Source organism: Bacillus sp. BC08, from assembly GCF_054326875.1.
In genome coordinates, this window is sequence record NZ_JBTGPA010000041.1 from 39,532 (window position 1) to 56,297 (window position 16,766).

General features: G+C 35.1%; 20 protein-coding genes and 3 pseudogenes. 11 read left to right on the forward strand and 12 right to left on the reverse strand.

Translation table 11 applies throughout. The features are described from left to right. Positions 1-11: 11 nt before the first annotated feature. The 8 genes from ACXVYO_RS26970 to ACXVYO_RS27005 all read left to right on the forward strand — a co-directional run bounded on the left by ACXVYO_RS26970 (position 12) and on the right by ACXVYO_RS27005 (position 6,129). On the forward strand, positions 12-2,039 hold the full coding sequence (locus tag ACXVYO_RS26970) for a phage tail protein (RefSeq protein ID WP_458469311.1): 2,028 nt from the start codon (positions 12-14) through the stop codon (positions 2,037-2,039). A gap of 9 nt (positions 2,040-2,048) precedes the next feature. Next, a complete protein-coding gene (locus ACXVYO_RS26975; RefSeq protein ID WP_458469313.1) occupies positions 2,049-2,318 on the forward strand; it encodes a transcriptional regulator in 270 nt (89 codons plus the stop codon). 51 nt (positions 2,319-2,369) lie between these two features. Next, complete coding sequence (locus tag ACXVYO_RS26980; RefSeq protein WP_458469315.1) at positions 2,370-4,034, forward strand: BppU family phage baseplate upper protein; 1,665 nt, start codon at positions 2,370-2,372, stop codon at positions 4,032-4,034. Positions 4,035-4,049: 15 nt separating this feature from the next. Beyond that, positions 4,050-4,625: a hypothetical protein gene (locus ACXVYO_RS26985; protein ID WP_458469317.1), complete on the forward strand. Its 576-nt coding sequence runs from the start codon at positions 4,050-4,052 to the stop codon at positions 4,623-4,625. A 16-nt stretch (positions 4,626-4,641) separates the two neighbouring features. Further along, positions 4,642-4,788 (forward strand): hypothetical protein, encoded by a 147-nt coding sequence (locus ACXVYO_RS26990; RefSeq protein WP_458469319.1) that lies wholly within the window; start codon positions 4,642-4,644, stop codon positions 4,786-4,788. A gap of 83 nt (positions 4,789-4,871) precedes the next feature. Then, a complete protein-coding gene (locus tag ACXVYO_RS26995) occupies positions 4,872-5,153 on the forward strand; it encodes a hypothetical protein (RefSeq protein ID WP_098238688.1) in 282 nt (93 codons plus the stop codon). Positions 5,154-5,155: 2 nt separating this feature from the next. Further along, positions 5,156-5,368, forward strand: coding sequence for a hypothetical protein (locus ACXVYO_RS27000; protein ID WP_458469321.1), 213 nt, complete (start codon positions 5,156-5,158; stop codon positions 5,366-5,368). Further along, positions 5,368-6,129: an N-acetylmuramoyl-L-alanine amidase C-terminal domain-containing protein gene (locus ACXVYO_RS27005; RefSeq protein ID WP_458469322.1), complete on the forward strand. Its 762-nt coding sequence runs from the start codon at positions 5,368-5,370 to the stop codon at positions 6,127-6,129. The genes ACXVYO_RS27000 and ACXVYO_RS27005 overlap by 1 nt, the downstream gene beginning before the upstream one ends. A gap of 252 nt (positions 6,130-6,381) precedes the next feature. Here ACXVYO_RS27005 and ACXVYO_RS27010 read toward each other — a convergent pair whose 3' ends face one another. From ACXVYO_RS27010 to ACXVYO_RS27050, 9 genes and pseudogenes are all read right to left on the reverse strand, one after another. Then, positions 6,382-6,795: a hypothetical protein gene (locus tag ACXVYO_RS27010; RefSeq protein WP_000273069.1), complete on the reverse strand. Its 414-nt coding sequence runs from the start codon at positions 6,793-6,795 to the stop codon at positions 6,382-6,384. A 13-nt stretch (positions 6,796-6,808) separates the two neighbouring features. Next, positions 6,809-7,126, reverse strand: a complete 318-nt coding sequence (locus tag ACXVYO_RS27015; RefSeq protein ID WP_429704871.1) for a hypothetical protein — start codon at positions 7,124-7,126, stop codon at positions 6,809-6,811. Between the two features lie 193 nt (positions 7,127-7,319). Further along, entirely contained in the window at positions 7,320-7,577 is a 258-nt protein-coding gene (locus ACXVYO_RS27020; RefSeq protein WP_458469324.1) for a hypothetical protein, read from the reverse strand. A gap of 197 nt (positions 7,578-7,774) precedes the next feature. Continuing rightward, a pseudogene (locus ACXVYO_RS27025) lies at positions 7,775-7,993 on the reverse strand (YolD-like family protein). 397 nt (positions 7,994-8,390) lie between these two features. Continuing rightward, entirely contained in the window at positions 8,391-8,873 is a 483-nt protein-coding gene (locus ACXVYO_RS27030; RefSeq protein WP_429704869.1) for a DUF2247 family protein, read from the reverse strand. 12 nt (positions 8,874-8,885) lie between these two features. Then, entirely contained in the window at positions 8,886-9,854 is a 969-nt protein-coding gene (locus tag ACXVYO_RS27035) for a WXG100 family type VII secretion target (RefSeq protein ID WP_458469326.1), read from the reverse strand. A 172-nt stretch (positions 9,855-10,026) separates the two neighbouring features. Continuing rightward, positions 10,027-10,632 (reverse strand): annotated as a pseudogene (locus ACXVYO_RS27040) (S-layer homology domain-containing protein); the annotation flags it as partial. A gap of 140 nt (positions 10,633-10,772) precedes the next feature. Further along, positions 10,773-11,114, reverse strand: coding sequence for a YolD-like family protein (locus ACXVYO_RS27045; RefSeq protein WP_458469328.1), 342 nt, complete (start codon positions 11,112-11,114; stop codon positions 10,773-10,775). Beyond that, on the reverse strand, positions 11,111-12,376 hold the full coding sequence (locus ACXVYO_RS27050) for a Y-family DNA polymerase (RefSeq protein WP_458469330.1): 1,266 nt from the start codon (positions 12,374-12,376) through the stop codon (positions 11,111-11,113). Before ACXVYO_RS27050 ends, ACXVYO_RS27045 begins: the two co-directional genes overlap by 4 nt. A gap of 107 nt (positions 12,377-12,483) precedes the next feature. Between ACXVYO_RS27050 and ACXVYO_RS27055 the strand changes: the two are divergent. Both ACXVYO_RS27055 and ACXVYO_RS27060 read left to right on the forward strand, forming a co-directional pair. Next, positions 12,484-12,684 (forward strand): annotated as a pseudogene (locus ACXVYO_RS27055) (hypothetical protein); the annotation flags it as partial. Positions 12,685-12,920: 236 nt separating this feature from the next. Next, on the forward strand, positions 12,921-13,217 hold the full coding sequence (locus ACXVYO_RS27060; protein WP_458469332.1) for a hypothetical protein: 297 nt from the start codon (positions 12,921-12,923) through the stop codon (positions 13,215-13,217). 26 nt (positions 13,218-13,243) lie between these two features. On the opposite strand, the gene ACXVYO_RS27065 is transcribed toward ACXVYO_RS27060, so the two are convergent. Further along, complete coding sequence (locus ACXVYO_RS27065) at positions 13,244-13,867, reverse strand: DUF2599 domain-containing protein (protein ID WP_458469334.1); 624 nt, start codon at positions 13,865-13,867, stop codon at positions 13,244-13,246. A 267-nt stretch (positions 13,868-14,134) separates the two neighbouring features. On the opposite strand from ACXVYO_RS27065, the gene ACXVYO_RS27070 reads away from it, so the two are divergent. Further along, positions 14,135-14,725, forward strand: a complete 591-nt coding sequence (locus ACXVYO_RS27070) for a DUF3967 domain-containing protein (RefSeq protein WP_458469335.1) — start codon at positions 14,135-14,137, stop codon at positions 14,723-14,725. A 130-nt stretch (positions 14,726-14,855) separates the two neighbouring features. On the opposite strand, the gene ACXVYO_RS27075 is transcribed toward ACXVYO_RS27070, so the two are convergent. After that, positions 14,856-15,665, reverse strand: coding sequence for an LlaMI family restriction endonuclease (locus ACXVYO_RS27075; RefSeq protein WP_458469337.1), 810 nt, complete (start codon positions 15,663-15,665; stop codon positions 14,856-14,858). Next, on the reverse strand, positions 15,652-16,764 hold the full coding sequence (locus ACXVYO_RS27080; protein ID WP_458469339.1) for a DNA cytosine methyltransferase: 1,113 nt from the start codon (positions 16,762-16,764) through the stop codon (positions 15,652-15,654). The genes ACXVYO_RS27075 and ACXVYO_RS27080 overlap by 14 nt, the downstream gene beginning before the upstream one ends. Positions 16,765-16,766 lie beyond the last annotated feature (2 nt).

The following is a 16,766-nucleotide window of genomic DNA, read 5'->3' on the forward strand; positions in this document are numbered from 1 at the left end:
GGTGATTTAATATGTATGTACGTGATTTAGAAAATATAGAGTATATCACACAAATAACCTATCTAATTGAAGAAGAATTAAATGGGAATAGCGTGTTTTCTGCAAAGATACCACCTAATAAAGTGAACTTGATATTTCTTAATAGACTCTCAGAAATGTGGACTTTAGTTGATGATAATGAAACGGAATACAAAGTTGTTTACCTGAAGAAGCAGGGTGAAGGGCAAACGTTAACTGCTGAGATTAAAGCGGTACCGAAATTTTATGATGACTTCGACAATGGCCGTGTGTATGAAGAATATAATCAATCCTTTACTGCGAATGCTTGTTTTGCAACCATTTTTAATGGAAGTGGCTATGTTTATCAATTGAATGGTAGTTATAATTCGTTACAATGGGAAGGATTTGGTGGTGGGTCTACCCGACTTGAAATGTTTAAAGATGCATTGAATCGTTATGGGGCAGAATTTAAGGTGCTCGGCAAGGTTGTAACCATTGAACCTCAAATCGGAGTTGACTTAAACGTCATGTACCGCCATAGATTGAATGCTTCAAATATAGTTCAAGAAGTTGATGCATCAGGTTTTTGGACATACGCTAAAGGGTACGGTGATTTCACAGAAGAAGATGGATGGCAAGGTGCTAAATTGATTCGTGAGTATACATCACCACTTGCAAGTATTCCTGGAATTGGAGTGCGTCATGCTCCACCTTTAAAAGACGGCCGCATAAAATTATCCGCCACAATGGATAGCGGTTTAAAAAAGATTGTGAATGAAAGTTTAAAAATTAGCGTAACCGCTGATATACACGATTTAACGAAACAGAAATACCCGATTGCTCAGAGTGGACTTGGTGATCGGGTATTTCTTATTGATGAAAGAATTGGATTGGATGCTGAAGTACGTGTTGTGAATCGCAGCGTATTACGTGATTGGCGCGGAAATATCCTTGATGTTCAATTAACCTTTGGGAATCAAGACATTACCAAAAGGTATCAGTCTAATTTAGATCATGCCGCTAAAACAATTAATGATTTGATCGAGGGTCGAGAGAAGCTCCCAATTAATGCAATGGCAGCAGAAGTTGCAAATGTCACGAGTATGATTTTAGGCGTAACTAGTGAATTAGATATCACACCACAAGGATTAATCGCGAAGGATAAGAATAATCCAAATTATGTTGTAGTCTTGAATAGTGCCGGATTAGGTGTAAGTACTGACGGAGGAATGACCTTTAGGAACGCGATTACAGGAAGAGGTATCGTTGCAGAACGGATTTTAGCAGGAGAAATTAAAGGTTCTACACTGCGCACTGATAGTGGATCTAACTACGTTCATATCGAAAAACAATTCATACGTTTGATGGAATCGAATTTAAATAGAATGTATCTTGGTTACTATTGGAATAAAGACGGAAGAATTCAACCTACAATTCTATTACACGAGAATGTAGACTCATCTGATTTTAAAGATGGAACAATGGTAATTGCGCAACAAAATATAGGTAGTTATTATGTTGCTAGTATGGGGGTAGTTAATGGGAAAACAGTTTCAGGTGATCCGAAATATCCTAGTAAGATTAACCTCTTTTCTAATGGTGATACTCTTATACAAGGAGATAATAACATAACTATTGATTCCGGTAAAAGTTTAACCCAATATGCAAGAGGTGGGCAATTCTGGTTGGAAGCTGAAGGGATAACACAATATGCGAATAGCGGTCCAATATGGATGGATTCAAATAACAGTGTAACCATTAGAGGGAATTCCGGGATTAGTCATTATGCAAAAAATGGTTCATATTGGGTTGAAGCATATAAGGGTGTAACCTTCAATATAACAAACCCATCAAATTCATTCGCGGTAATTGCCCCTAAAGCTTCATTTAACTGCCAAGTAAGTACACAAGGAGTAAATATTGCTGGTGGCGGTCCTGACGCCTTAGGAACTATCAAATACATGAATGGAAGTAAAGGATGGGGCGCTTATCTTCATATAGGTACAAACGGATGGGCATTTATGAACATTTCATTATAGGAGGTATTCATGACATATCAATACTTAGGAGTAACGGTAACGATTTCTGAAGATGGGACAGTAAAAGTACCGTTAGATAAATTAGCCGATATTGGTGTTAAACCTGGTGATGTAGTTGAGATTTTCTCAGATCATGACCAGGTTTATTTACGTAAAACAGATACATTTTGTGAGTTGTGCAAAAAGAATGCTCATTTGCATAAGCTAGGTACATTAAATGTGTGCTCTGATTGCTTAACTAATTTACAACAACAAGCAGTACAAGTAACACAACAATAAGTATTTTCCAAAAGCATGCACAAGCAGGCTTTTTTATTTTGAACAAAAGGAGTGATCCATTTGGCAGAACTATTAAAAGTAAGAGAGCTAACAGTAGATACAATGCAATATAAAGACTTTGCCACAAAAGAAGAAGAACTAAAGGTAATGCGGTTTTATCAGAATGATTTAAACTCTGCCAAGCTATTAATCAATGTAACTCATGACAAAGTAGTTACGGATTTTTCAACGGCCACAAAGGTACAAATTGCATTTTTAAAGCCTGATGGTGAAAGAGTGTTCCAAGAAGTACAGAATGTAAACCAAATGCAAGGTAAGTATTATGTAGTATTGAGCACACAAACACTTATTGCATACGGAAACGTGATTGCGCAATTAAGATTAACTTTCCCTAATAACAAAGTAATTGAAACGTGCAAATTTGTTTTTGCTGTTGATGAATCGATAATGTCTGATGAAGCAGTGGCATCTACAAATGAATTCCCAGTAATTCAAAAAGCAATTGAAGCAGGAGAGAAACTTGAGGGCGTAGATATTAATGAAATTATTGCCGCTGGTGCGAAAGCGGAGGGGGCCGTAAAGAAAACAGGGGATACGATGACAGGGAACCTTACTCTTGATAAGTCTCCTGCAAGCAGTTCTAGTTGGAGAAACTTTGCATGGAGTATAGATGGGACTGAGGCGTTTAGATGGGGACTTAATGGGTCTAATAACTTCATGTTATGGGATGCTAAGAACAATGTAATCCCTATTGAATATAGACCTGCTACGCAGGAATTACGACTTGGAGGAACGGGGACAACTACTATTGTACGGGACTCTAACGTTGTCAAGAAGAGTGAGATATATAGTGGGTTTACGGATTCTCTTGGGAAATCTAAAGTGATTAACGATGTAGATTTAAACACCTTAATAGATTCAGGGCAGTACACGGGGCAGAGATTAGGAAACTGCCCAGAAGGTAACACGGGGTTCTTTTATGTTGAAGTAATTCGTTATAATAGTGACAATTTCTCTCTCCAGAAAGCTACTAATTTTTTATCAGGCGCATCATTCCTCAGAGTTAAAAATAATGGGATATGGGGTGGCTGGATACAGAGTGCAGATACTACTAATATGAAGCTAGATATAAGTGCTCCCAACGGAGATGCTACACTGTCAATAAAGGCAGGAGAGGATTTCCTTGCTAAAGCTCTAGAAGCAGGAAGAGGATTCCGTACAGTTTACGTTCCAGGATCAGCTTTAAACGGCCCCCCTGGAGGAAAACCTTTCCGTGGAGTCGTGAATATGCAAGGAACTGCTTATGGGTATGTAATTGGATGCACCTCAGACGACAAATATTGGGGACTTTATTTTAATAATACACCTACTCCTAAGTGGGTCTGCTTATCAGGGAACGAGAAAGACGGAAAAGCTACATTAACTTTAACTGCTGATGCAACTCCGAGTAGCGGAACTGCTGTCCAAGTGGCGACCCGTAGAGGTAACACCGTAACAGTAATGATGGACGTTATCAGGAATGCAGATTCTACTAACCCAGTAATGGCAACATTACCAGAAGGAATGCGACCGACAGATACTATAAACTATACTGGATTTGCTACTGACGGAACACCTTCACGTATTATGTTTAGATTTAATGGGGAAATCCATATAGCTGATAACACTTCAAAAGGCAAACGTTTTATGATAGCGTTCACTTACGTAGTCGACTAAAAAGGAGGAAAGAACATGGCTAAATATTACGGTTATTGTTATGACGAAAACGGGAAGTTCACTGAAATGATTCCCATTGATGAGAAACCAATTTACGAGAAACAGACTTTCGAACGTGAAGAACAGAAAGAAGTTGTCACAGAAGAAAAGTTATGTGAGCTACACCAGTCAATTGAGGACGGTACGTATGAGGACGAGACAGAACCCCTCAGTAAATACGAGTGTTCCGATTGTGTAATGGCGAATGTAGCTTATGAAACTATTAAAGTACCGTACGAGGAAGATGTTGTCATAGGTTTTGAACCTGATATTCCTGAAAATTGCACTTTAGAGGTTTGCCCTTGGTTAGGCTACGAGCCAAGATTCAGAGATGGTAAATGGGTGAAAACAGTTGAGCCAGAGCCAGTAGAACTACAACCTGAAGAACCGTCCGAATTAGAAAAGATTAAACAACAGCTGGAACTAATGCAGCAAGCAATGGATGAAATGATTATAAAAAATTCAGGGCAAGAAGAATTCAAAGCGCTAATTGGACAACAAGAGCTAATTCAAAAAGCTGTAGATGAGTTAATCATTACTAGTATTCAATAAAAGGAGTGTATGCAAAATGGCAGAATACATGGCGCAACGAGTAATCGATGAAGTTTTTACGTATGCATTTATCATTGTAAAAATGAAGGCATATAAAGAAAGAATTGATAAATACCTAACTGACAATGGAAGAGCAGATTTAATTACAGTTAGCGTACTATAGTGGGATTTTTATTTTGTACAAAATACGGCTTTTAACGATAAGCGTGCAGCAGCAGGCTTTTTTATTTTGAAAGGAGTGAAAGAATGACAATTGAAGTAGGAGTTCTTATTACAATCGTATCAGCGTTAATAGGGTATATGTCTTATTCACTGAATCGCTCGAAAGAAATTAAGTCTGATGGTAGACAGGGAGCAGAAACTAACGCGAAATTAGAGTACATCAGTAAAGGTGTTGATGATATTCGTATAGATATAAAGACGAATGAAAGACAGATGATTGTACTTGGCGAGCGGATTACAAGGGTCGAGGAAAGTACTAAACAAGCACATAAGCGCCTTGATAATGTAGAAAAGGAGATAAATTAACTATGAATCAATCAAAAGAGAATATCAAAAAACGACTCCGCAATTGGAAGACCTGGATTGCGGTTTTTTCATTGCTTGGATTTTTGTTTACGAAATTTGGGGTGCCAGAAGCTAAGACTTTCTTAGATGAACTGGCGCCTTATTTATTATCTGTTGGTATTGCTTTAGGGATTTGGTCAGATCATGACGGCAATCAAAAAGGAGATGTTGAATAATGAGAGTATCAAGCCACGGAGGACATAACGCTATTGTACCAGGAGCTAACTGGGGTAACCGTAAAGAACATCTAATGGATCGTGAGTGTAATAAGGATTTCATTAATAAATTGCGCTCTTTAGGTCATTCTGTAGAGGACGACACTGATGATGTAGGCCGCACAGCAAATGCTATTGTAGGTAACCAAGTTAGAAATATCAATGATAGACCTAATGATGTAGGATTTGCATGGCATCTCAACGCCTCTGATGGAAATGGTCACGGAGTAGAAGTACTTTGTTATTCTGCGAAGGAAGCACCTATGGCAGCTCGTATTTCAGCAGAAATCGCTAAACGTACTGGATGGAAAGACCGTGGAGCCAAGATACGTCCAGACATTGGAGTAATTCGCTCATCTAACTGTCCGTTCTTCTTGGTGGAAGCAGGGTTTATAGATAATGATGGAGATATGGCCAAGTGGAATGTTGATGCAATTACTTCAGCGGTAATCTTCGCTTACTTTGGACAAGAATGTGGAGGAATAAGCTCAAGTGTTGTATCTGATCAACCAACTAAGCAGAATATCATTCAAACAGGAGCGTTTTCACCTTATGAGGTGCCAGACGTAGCAGGAGCACTTTCTTCCTTGAAAATGACAGGTACGTTTCTTCTCCAAGGAGATGGATTAACTTTCTTAGTGACAGATCCTACGAGTGATACACAATTAAACGCGATGAAGGAATACCTTGAACGTAAAGGTTGGTGGTATGAAGTTAAGTAAAATATACTATATTACAGCAAGTGAAGCCTATGTGTATGTGGAGTAAAATAAAAAAGGTTCTCAGTAAAGTAAGAGAACCTTTTTACTTATCTCCAACGCCATTCTATTTCAGACACTTCAGCTTCACGCCATACGTTTCTGGGAATCTCAGGTGATACACTTACTAGTCAATCCTCTATTATTTGACGCCAATCGAATAATAGAGTTCGTTTTTATTTAGTTTAAACAATTCTGTTTCTAAAGATATAAATACTAAGACTGTGTATTTTGTTGTAAAAATGCTTCTAAAATTCTTTTAACTGGCAGACTCGATTTTTTCAGTAGACTCTCTGCTTTATCCATTATTTTCTTGTTGGAAGCGATTATTTTTTTATATTCTTCATTGTTAAAAGAACGCAAAGAGTCTATTACATATTCAGCTAATTCATCATTCGCATTGAGTAAATCTAGTAATAAATTGAATCCATTCATCCCAGTATCTTCATCTATACAATATACTAATCTAATTTTATATTTATCATCTCTGTCCTTTAGATTTTGAAGCAATTTATCCCAATCATTTTCAGTAAATTCACTTATCAACTCTTGTACATACATAAATTCATCATCATAGAAGTAATTATCTGAGCTATTTTCAGATAATACTGCATCTACTTTTTCATACATTTATGTTCCTCCTCTATTTGGTAAATACACCTGGTAATGGTGCATTAATTTGACCTGTTGGATATCCACTAACCACATTGTCACCTATTTTTATTACATCAATTTTTACGCCGTCAATAATTTCCCTATGAAAAGTTGCTCCATCTATTCCTTCATTTATTTCAATATCATCAAAAGCTGTAATGTCGAGAATAACAGGATGATTTTTTCCTTCTTCAATTTTATATGGACAAACAGTGGAGAACCCTGTGAATACTACACCGTTAATTTTTATTGTAACTTCCTCATCGATTAGCTCATCGGTTTTTTCTACATATGCCATGTAATTCATATTTTTTCCTCCTATTATTAATCAGCAGGGTTTATAGATTAATAATCTATGTTTCAATAATACTCTTTTTGGCAGGGTAAAGATGTTACCGTAAAAGAAGTCTATGTATAAGTCTATTAACCTAGTAACAGTATAAAAAAGAAACCGGCTCTTTATTTGAGCCGGTTTCTTTTTTATATCCTTGTTTGTTGTGCTATACTCCGTATGTCATTTCTTCCAAAAATTCTCCGCCATTTCTCAGGCATATTACTATCCTAGAAATCGCACAATTAAAATAATGCTTTCTTGTTCCGATTGATTCTTCTGGAACAGGTTCTAAATCATAAAACATTTCCTCTTTTTTATGAAAATACATTTTCCCAACTTTTTCTGGTGATTCAGATGGATAATATTGAAATACAACTATCTCCTCATATTCAAATTCTTTATTCATTGTTATATGGATTGCCATAGTGTATCTCCTCCATTTTTATTCTGCATCTATATCAGGTATTTTCCAAGGGCGACCGGATCTTAAAGTTGCATCATGTGCTGTTTTATAACCAGTTTTAAAAATCCCTTCAAATCGAGATTCGAATATTTCATGTCTAATTAATTCCATATCATTTGATAAAAATTCTCCACTTTCAAGACGTTTCCATCCTTGTGCTATTGGATAATCCGGATGAAATCTACCGAAATTATATATTTATTCAGCGAATCAATATCAACGATGGTCATATAGTTAGTAAGTAAAAAACTACCTTCATAATATGTAATCAGTATTTCTTCTTCAGATAACAATGAACATAGTAGCAAGTTCTCAACAAGCTTTTGTTCATCCTAGGTTAATGTAGGCCGTTCTATCTTCGTCTTTTCGTTAACAATCTATGTAATTGTAAATGAAGCCTATGTATGTGTGAAATAATGTTAAAAGGTGCACTCATATTTAAGTGCACCTTTTAACATTATGTTTAATTTTCCATATTTAGAGCAACGTCTACATTTATCTTGCCATTACCATGTTAGGGTTTGTTACCAAGAGGAAGGGCAGTTTTATTCATAATCTTTCTAACTTGTTCATTTGATAAATAAGGATTCTTTTCAAAGATTAACAAAGCATCCAGTGCTTTTCATAGACAAACAAGTGCTTTAAATTTATATATTTTCTAAGTTTATTAATTTTGCAAGTTTTTTAAGGTGTTTTTATATTAACAGTATGGTATCTAGAGTGGTCCTTGTAAGTAAAATGTCATCTCACCTATACTCACCCGTATTACATACATTAGGATTTAAATCTCAATCTCTCTAATTTTAAAAAATTTTCAAATCTATTTATCATATCTTCTTTCGTAGTTGGGATTTCTTGAGGCATATAATTAATAAAACTTACCATATCTTCTGGGTAGTTATGATTTCCATAAAACTCTGCAATTTCATTTAATAATTCAGTGTCCTCCTTATATCTTTCTTTTATTTCAGATAAACAAACAAATCTTAGTTTTCTATTCTCCTCTACTAACATTGTGCTTTCTTCATCTAATTGAGGAAAATAATTAGTTTTTATTTCTAACATAATCTTATCTAAATCTTCACTAGATACTCCCCATGCAAGTTCACTAACAAAACTACTTTCATCACCAATATCCATCAATTCTACCGCATAATCAGAAATAACATCTTTATTAAAATAATTTTCTTGGACACCTACAAAAATAGTTTTCCAGTCATACTTAATATGTTTATTTTTTAAATCTTTTAAGTTCATATTATTTACCTCTTACTTTTTTGGAATTTGATTTGGCTTACCCGTCATAACACCATTTTCAATGAATCTCCTGTGGCTCACGTCACCATGTGGCTCAACAATCCACTCAAAAACACCTTTCTTACCATTATTACTTCCTGTTATTTGATATAATTCCCTTTTAATACCGTCCCCACCTACCAGTGGAAACTCCTCCGCAAATCTTGAATAATTATCAATAACATCAGAAAAACCATGTTCTTTTGATACATGAGGGAACTCTTTTTCTATAAAAGGTTTTCCTTTTTCGTCTCTTCCCCAAATTGGTTTTACTTTATCAACCTTTTTCCCACTCCCAACTCGTTTTCCATCTATAACTGGGCCGTTAAGTTCTTTAATTACTTTAGTAGAATTCGCTCCGATATTTTCCCCAACAGTGACTTTTTTAGCTGTATTTGCAGTCTCTACCGCATTTGCAGTCATTTTAACACCTTTTCCTACTTTAGCAATCTTTCCAACTGGTGTAAGACCAGCTACTGCCACTCCACCTGCAAAAATTCTATCCCAGGTTGAAAGTTTTTCGCCAGTAGAAGGATCAACTCCATCCCAGGCCCTTTTAATATCATATTCTCCACTTATCTCACCAGCTATATCTCTGGCTAATTTTTTACCATCAAAGCCTTTTTCCTCCGAAGAAGGCTTACCACACATTGCACCTTCTTCCATTGTAACATCTTGATCATCTGCATTACGGAATTTTTCAGCAATCCGTTTTAAATCTTCTTCCACTTGTATAATTGAATTGATAGCTGTAAAAGCTTTTGGTCTCGCATCATTGAACATTTGAACGAATTGTTGATTAGAGGCACCAACCCATTGAAAATATAAACGATCTATTTCATTACATAGATTATTATGTATAGATTCTAATGCGATTCTGGTATTATTTGCACAATTAGCAACTTCTTCTAGCATTTCAGGTGTTACTTTGATTTGAACCATTTTTTTCCTCCCTTTCCCCAATTAAAATTATGAGATAAAAAGAAAAAAATGTAAATACGGAAACTTTAGATTAGTATAATAATATTTATGTGAAATAAGGTGAAAAAAGGTCTGCTCATATCTGAGCAGACCCTTTTTTGTGTTTACTTAATAATTCTTATTAATTACGAACTGGACGGAAACTTGGTTCTTGTAAACGCGCTAAGAAAGCAGCGAACTGTTCACGAGTAACTTTTGCTGTAGGTGCAAATGAGCCATCTGGGAATCCAACAGTAATGTTATTTTGAGCTAAGATTACAACATAGTCATATGCCCAATGAGTAAGTGGGACATCTTTGAATCTAACGTGAGCTCCAGTCGATTTTAGATTAAAAGCCTTAACCAGTGCTACAGCCATTTCTGCGCGTGTTAATTCTCGTTCGCCAGAGAAATTAAAACTATTAGCTATGTAACCGTAATGCATTAATTTATGTGCAGCATCATAGTAATAGGAATCAGCCGGAATATCCTGGTACGTGTCTTTGTAGTTATATGGCATTTTTAAATCTAATGCTTTATCTAACATTACAGCCATTTGACCACGAGTTACATTATCGCTAGGTTTGAAGTATCCTTCTGGAGTACCATTAATAATGCCTTTTTCAGTTAAATAGTTAATTTCTTTGTACGCCCAATGATTAGTTTGTACATCTGGGAAAGATTTAGCACTTGCAAGATTAGGAATAAAAAATGACAGAATCATTACAAAAGTAGTTAGTAACAGACTTGCTTTTTTCACAAAAAACACCTCAATACATTTTATATATTAATATATTACCATTTCCTTATTTATAAATAAAGTAGATTTACTGGCATTTAAACTTTTATAAAAAATGATATAGAGTTTCATAAAAAAGAATCCACTATGTGGATTCCTGTTTATTTTGCATCAACAATATCAATAAAATTCAACGTCATATTATTGTAAAATGCATCTGTACAAAGTATAGATTTATTCAACGGGTCAATATCAACAACGGTCATATAGTTAGTGAGTAAAAAACCGCCTTCGTAATATGTAATCAATATTTCTTCTTCAGATAACAATGAACATAACAACATGTTCTCAATAAGTTCTTGTTCATCCTGGGTTAATATAGGGCGTTCTACCTTCGTGTTTTCTTTAACAATTTCACGGATACCAGTGAATTGCTCGGGCATCGCTGCGAATGGAGTCCATTTGACCATTCCTCTTCCCTTTGGCATATTAGCGTTGTTCATGCTTTATGTCCCCCTAACAATGTGTTTCTGTATCTTGCTGTTGCACTATTTGTATACGAAATCCCTCTTAATATGCTGTTCTTACCAAATTTAGTGCGTATTTCGTCCATTACTTTAGTTAGTTTCATTTCTTTTTCTCGTTGTATTACGTTATCGAATAGTGAGATTTGTTCTTCACCCTCATTGATTAAGTTAGTTAAAGAAACATTGATGGATCTAATGGGTTCTCCAGTATAAAACTCGTGTAAAAAATATGTACAAATCTTATATATATCCATTGTTAAATTGGTTGGTCGGTTCATGGTGTGAGTTTTTCTGAAACCGCCAGCGTAATTTTTACTGTAACCAATAGAAAAATGAATAGTTTGAGCTAGTTTGTTTTGCCTTCGCATTCGATAACAAACTTCTTCGATATGTTCCAGTAGAATAATTGGGAATTCCTCTATTGTGTAATCACGCATAAGTATTTGGCTTTTACCAATAGAAGTTGTTGCTGGAACGTATTTTTCTGATATTCGGCTAAAATCAATGCCGTTGCTATGTAAGTGTAGTTCTTCGCCAATGACCCCAAAGCTCTGTTTTAAATATTTGAGTGGATATTGTGCCAAGTCTCCGATTGAATGGATTCCTTTTCGGTTTAACTTCGCTTCTGTTTTTCCTGAAATCCCCCAAAATTTGCTGAGTGGTCGTATTGGCCATAATTTTATGGGTACATCTTCGTACTTCCAGTATGCTATGCAATCTTTTGTTTTCTTCGCTTCCACATCTAAAGCCACTTTGCTCATTAAAGGATTAGGACCAATTCCAATCGTGCATTCGATTCGTGTCTTCGTATAAATTTCACGTTTGAATTTTAAAGCGAATTCATATGGATCGTTAGCAAACAAATGCATACTATCCGTAATGTCCATAAAGAACTCATCGATGGAATATTGGTGGAAATCCTCAATTGGTACGTATTGTAGAGCTAACTTAGTGATGTAATTAGAGCATTTTATGTAAGTGCTCATAATTGGGTTTACCACAAGAATGTCTTTACGACGTGGTATTTCATACAATCTCGCCATTTTCTTAACGCCTAATGCTTTTAATGGTGGGGTTGCAGCCAAAACAATTGAGCCACTCCTATTCACATTACCAACTACAGCCAATTTAGTATGAAGTGGGTCTAATCCCATTTTGATGCACGATACGCTGGCATAGAACGAACGAAGATCTACACATAAAACAATTCGATTTGGCAATATTGAATAGTCATACACCGTTATTCCCCCTAAATAACAGAACGTTAGTTCTTATTATATACGAATATATGTTCTTTTACGAAGAGGCTTTTTCAAAAAAATAAAACAAACTATAAGGAATTGGTTTTGAGCTAACTATCTTTGGGATTAAAGTAGTATCCTAACTAATCGCATCCGTTGTAGCATTATGCGGTGGTTTATTCATTATGGTTGGTAGTCAGGAACGGGGATTCTCGCTAATAAGTCGTGCTGGGATTGGTTATATAGTTGTTCAAATGATTCCGTTGTTTATGAGATTGTTAGTTGAAATCGCTAAAGCTATATAGAATATAACAAAACAAAAGACAATTTAATTTACTTTATTCAAGATGAAATTGTTAATACCATAGCTTAAATGTAATGATATAAAAAAATAAAATCTATTAAATAGAGGTCACGAGATTGATTGTACTTGTGACTCAGAGATAATATTTTGAAAATTCCTATGTTAAAATTTATTTTTAATGGTAATTTCACAAAAGGAATGATATTATTGTTTTGTTAAAATATAGGAGGAGATAAATTGTTCACTTATTTTTTACCACTTTTAATAACAATATTAATCTTTACATTTATATGTTTTGTTGTAGCTATTTTAGCTAAGAAAAAACAAACTTTATTTTTCACGTTTATTGTAGCGATTATATTAGGGGTAATTGGCGCTATTGCTTCATTTTTAGAAATATCTATAACAGATTATTACGGTTTAGGGGAGTTAAACAATTTAAGCCATATTATAAGATGGTTAAATATTTTTATTAATATGGGTACTTTAGGGATTTTCTTATATAAAGCACAAAAAAACAGTCTATTAGCTTAATAGACTGTTTTTTTGTGCTTTATATATTATTTTGGATTGCATGCATTAGCGACAGTTACTTGGTAATTTGTTGTTGTTCTGTGAGGTTCTAAATTCCAAGGAGTTTTATGACCTTTAGCGTAATCTGCATGACAATGTAATTGCGCTTTCATACTTCCAGTATTTTTCCATCTTTTATCCCCACTAAATCTATTATAAACAACTGACCAACGATATTTTTCATGATGAGCTTGTACCATTGCGTTTGGACTTTTTACATAAGCAGGGCTTTTAGGGTATAAGCTTAATGAAATAACCCCATCTCTTGTTATCCACGATCCAGAAGAATAGAAAGAGGACCAACTCGTAGGAGCAGAAGCTCGCATAATTAAAGGCGCATCTGAACCTGAGATTGGATTGTAAAGATAATTATCTCTTTCAAATTTATCTATTTCTTTAGAGTCATATACAGCATATACAGCATCAGGGTTTGTTGGTTCACCGTCTAATAATACAGGATATTGATCTAAATTAGTGAAATCTATTTCACTTGATTTTTTCTTTTGATATTCATAACCTAGATTATCTGTTTCTGCTGATGCTTGTAACGAAGGAAATACGGATAGGGCTAAAGGGATTACTAAAGATATTGACAATAATTTTTTTTTCAACGTAAAAACCTCCCAAAATAAGTTAATTTATTAAACATTTACCATTATAGTTATATTTTTGTTAGAATTCAATATATTTTTAGAAAAAAGCGAATATATAAATTAAAAAATATATTTTTTTTTTTGAATTATACAATTATAAAAGGATAAGTATTCATGATTCAGTAACTCAAAAAAAGCCAGGAACCTTGGCTGCATAGGACTTTTTTCTTTGCAGGAGATTCCTATTCGTCATGGAATACTGTCACTAGGAGGTGTTGTGACGTTATGACGGACGAAATTGTTTATTCCGCTAGTGAAGTATACAAAAGGCTAGGGATATCCGATAGCACCCTTAGAAAGTACATGGAAGTATTATCACGCGAAGGATTCGCAGTAAAGAAGGATAATCGTGGCAGACGCCAATACACAGACAGCGACATTATGGTGATTGAGAAATTAATTGAGTTGAGCAAGCATGACGGCATGACGCTAGAGAAGGCAGCAAAGGTGATAGCGCAGAAAATAGAAAAAGTTAATCCAGATCTGATTAAAGAAGAGCCTGAGGAAACGAGTTTAATACCATTCCACATTCAAGAACAACTCCAGCAGCAGTACGGCGTTATGGCGCAAGAAATGAAGCAGGGCATGTTGGCAATGGAGAAGCGATTGAGTGACCAGACAAAGCAGAGTAACGAGGAAATCAAAGCGAGTGTAGAAGCGCACAATGAACGAGTGGAAAAACGATTGGAAGCACGGGATGAGACGCTGATGAAAACGCTACGTGAGATGCAGGAAACGAAGAGAATGATGCAGGAGTTTCGGGATGAAGTTGCTGCTGCGAAAGAGAAGAAAAAGCCGTGGTGGAAGTTCTGGTGAGAATAGTAATTAGAAAATAACCCTGCATATGTAGGGTTATTTTCTAATATGTATATAGGCCCCGCCACATGCCAATCAACCTAAGATTTTAAAGTATCCCCTAAACGGAAATTTTGTGTTTTTTGAACTTTTATTCATAACAATCAGTAATTAAACTATTCCAATAGGTATTATTAGCACGCCATTGCGAATAGGGGCGTTTATTTCCTTCATACATACCGCTATCGAAATATACAGTTCCATCGGAAACAAGTTTAATCCAATTATCAAATGTCATAGGTTCACCAAAACAAATTTTTTGATAAACACCAAAAGCATCGGTTTTACAAGTGAACCATCCAAGATCATCAAATTTATCTTCGAGTTTATCTTTCAGGGTCTTTCCTCTCCCTGTTGGAGAAGAAATACCGTACCAGCGCGCAATAACAATGTTATCATGCTGAAGTTGTACAGGTATGATTGAGGATTTGTCGATACGTCTATCTTGACTGTAAGAATAATAAATTACAATGTCTAAATTATCTTCAATAATCATAATTTGACCAAATGTGTTGTATTGTCCTATTTTAGGAACAGGACTGCCTGACCAAGAGAACCGCCCACCTTTTTCAACATTAGGTTTACCAAAGATACGACAAAAAGAGTCTTGCTTTTCTGGAGTTGTTGAACCTGAAAATAGTGGTGCATACACACCGACTTTGAAAATGTACTCGTTAGCTGACCAATCTCCAAATGTAGTCTTTCCAGAAGTAGTTTCATTTTTTAATTCATATCCAAGGATATCTGGAAGATTCCCTCCGTTAGCTGTAATTCCGAATTGTTCTTCAAGCCAATGACCTCGGCGACCATCATGGCGTATATTTTTTCTGGAAATATCAGGGGTTTTTCCTTTTACGTTACTTCTGAAAATTTCAATCAATTTTTCTTTATTTTTCTCCATTGGTCACGACCTCCTGTGGTTGTTCAATAAATAGCTTGGTAAAAATGGCTTCTAAAACTGAAACAACAATACTGTTTCCAGACTGTTTATATAAACTTGTATTGCTGACTAATACACTTGCTTTTTCAAAATTTTCATCGTCTACACCCATGAAACGCCAAGTTTCTCGAGGTGTTAATCTTCTAGCTGGATATTTCCCATCTTCTCTTACTGGTCCAGAAACTAGTTGACGTCTTTTCTTTGTTAAGAAATCTTTGAGAAAAGTTCCTTTCCAATAATTAGAGTCTAAGCAATAAATGTAATCTTGTATAATTGGAACATCACTTACTTGATTATTATTGAGATAAAATTTTTCTGGAACATTCTTTTCTAACAAGTCATTCATAAATACTGTTAGGTTCCTTGATTTTGGAAAAGCGAACTCTTTTTCAGGATTTAAGATACTTATGCAAAAAACACGTTCTCTATTTTGTGGGATGCCATAGTTTCTAGCATTCAGAACATCCCAATAATTGGTATATCCTAAAGATTTAAGATAAGATAAAAATTCTTCAAAGTTTTCTTTGTGATTCTTTCCAACTAAATTTTTTACGTTTTCCATCATTAAATATTTTGGCTTTTTATATTCAATAATTTTGCAACATTCCCAAAGTAAAGAAGATCTTGTGCCTGAATTAGCATTTAATCCATTTTGATATCCAGCTACTGAAATATCTTGGCATGGAAATGAATAGGTGAATAAATCGAAATCTGGTAAATTTTCTGGATTGATTGTCCGAATGTCTCCAAAGTTTTTATTAAGTTTATTGGCGATATACATGTCTTTTAGTTTTTGTCCTCGAAGTTTTTTTGCACGGTTTTCGAAGGTTTTATAGTCAAGAGGAACATTGATACTTTCAAGATATTCTCGCATTTCATCATCTGATATAGTGAGGTCTATATCGCGTTTTTCAAGTAAATTTTCATGTATAGCAGCGTAAGAAAGTAGAACATCGCCCTCAATTTCAGAAATGCCTACAACTTTGTGAGGAATTTTTAATTTTTTTAGTGCTAATCGTTGGCTTCCGTAACCAGCGAATGCTTCAAATACCTTTAACATCT

Bases quoted from the DNA above. Each gene is read 5' to 3' on its own strand.
- ACXVYO_RS26970 (WP_458469311.1), top strand. From the start codon at position 12: ATGTATGTACGTGATTTAGAAAATATAGAGTATATCACACAAATAACC.
- ACXVYO_RS26975 (WP_458469313.1), top strand. From the start codon at position 2,049: ATGACATATCAATACTTAGGAGTAACGGTAACGATTTCTGAAGATGGG.
- ACXVYO_RS26985 (WP_458469317.1), top strand. From the start codon at position 4,050: ATGGCTAAATATTACGGTTATTGTTATGACGAAAACGGGAAGTTCACT.
- ACXVYO_RS26990 (WP_458469319.1), top strand. From the start codon at position 4,642: ATGGCAGAATACATGGCGCAACGAGTAATCGATGAAGTTTTTACGTAT.
- ACXVYO_RS26995 (WP_098238688.1), top strand. From the start codon at position 4,872: ATGACAATTGAAGTAGGAGTTCTTATTACAATCGTATCAGCGTTAATA.
- ACXVYO_RS27000 (WP_458469321.1), top strand. From the start codon at position 5,156: ATGAATCAATCAAAAGAGAATATCAAAAAACGACTCCGCAATTGGAAG.
- ACXVYO_RS27005 (WP_458469322.1), top strand. From the start codon at position 5,368: ATGAGAGTATCAAGCCACGGAGGACATAACGCTATTGTACCAGGAGCT.
- ACXVYO_RS27010 (WP_000273069.1), bottom strand. From the start codon at position 6,795: ATGTATGAAAAAGTAGATGCAGTATTATCTGAAAATAGCTCAGATAAT.
- ACXVYO_RS27015 (WP_429704871.1), bottom strand. From the start codon at position 7,126: ATGAATTACATGGCATATGTAGAAAAAACCGATGAGCTAATCGATGAG.
- ACXVYO_RS27020 (WP_458469324.1), bottom strand. From the start codon at position 7,577: ATGGCAATCCATATAACAATGAATAAAGAATTTGAATATGAGGAGATA.
- ACXVYO_RS27030 (WP_429704869.1), bottom strand. From the start codon at position 8,873: ATGAACTTAAAAGATTTAAAAAATAAACATATTAAGTATGACTGGAAA.
- ACXVYO_RS27035 (WP_458469326.1), bottom strand. From the start codon at position 9,854: ATGGTTCAAATCAAAGTAACACCTGAAATGCTAGAAGAAGTTGCTAAT.
- ACXVYO_RS27045 (WP_458469328.1), bottom strand. From the start codon at position 11,114: ATGAACAACGCTAATATGCCAAAGGGAAGAGGAATGGTCAAATGGACT.
- ACXVYO_RS27070 (WP_458469335.1), top strand. From the start codon at position 14,135: ATGACGGACGAAATTGTTTATTCCGCTAGTGAAGTATACAAAAGGCTA.
- ACXVYO_RS27075 (WP_458469337.1), bottom strand. From the start codon at position 15,665: ATGGAGAAAAATAAAGAAAAATTGATTGAAATTTTCAGAAGTAACGTA.
- ACXVYO_RS27080 (WP_458469339.1), bottom strand. From the start codon at position 16,764: ATGTTAAAGGTATTTGAAGCATTCGCTGGTTACGGAAGCCAACGATTA.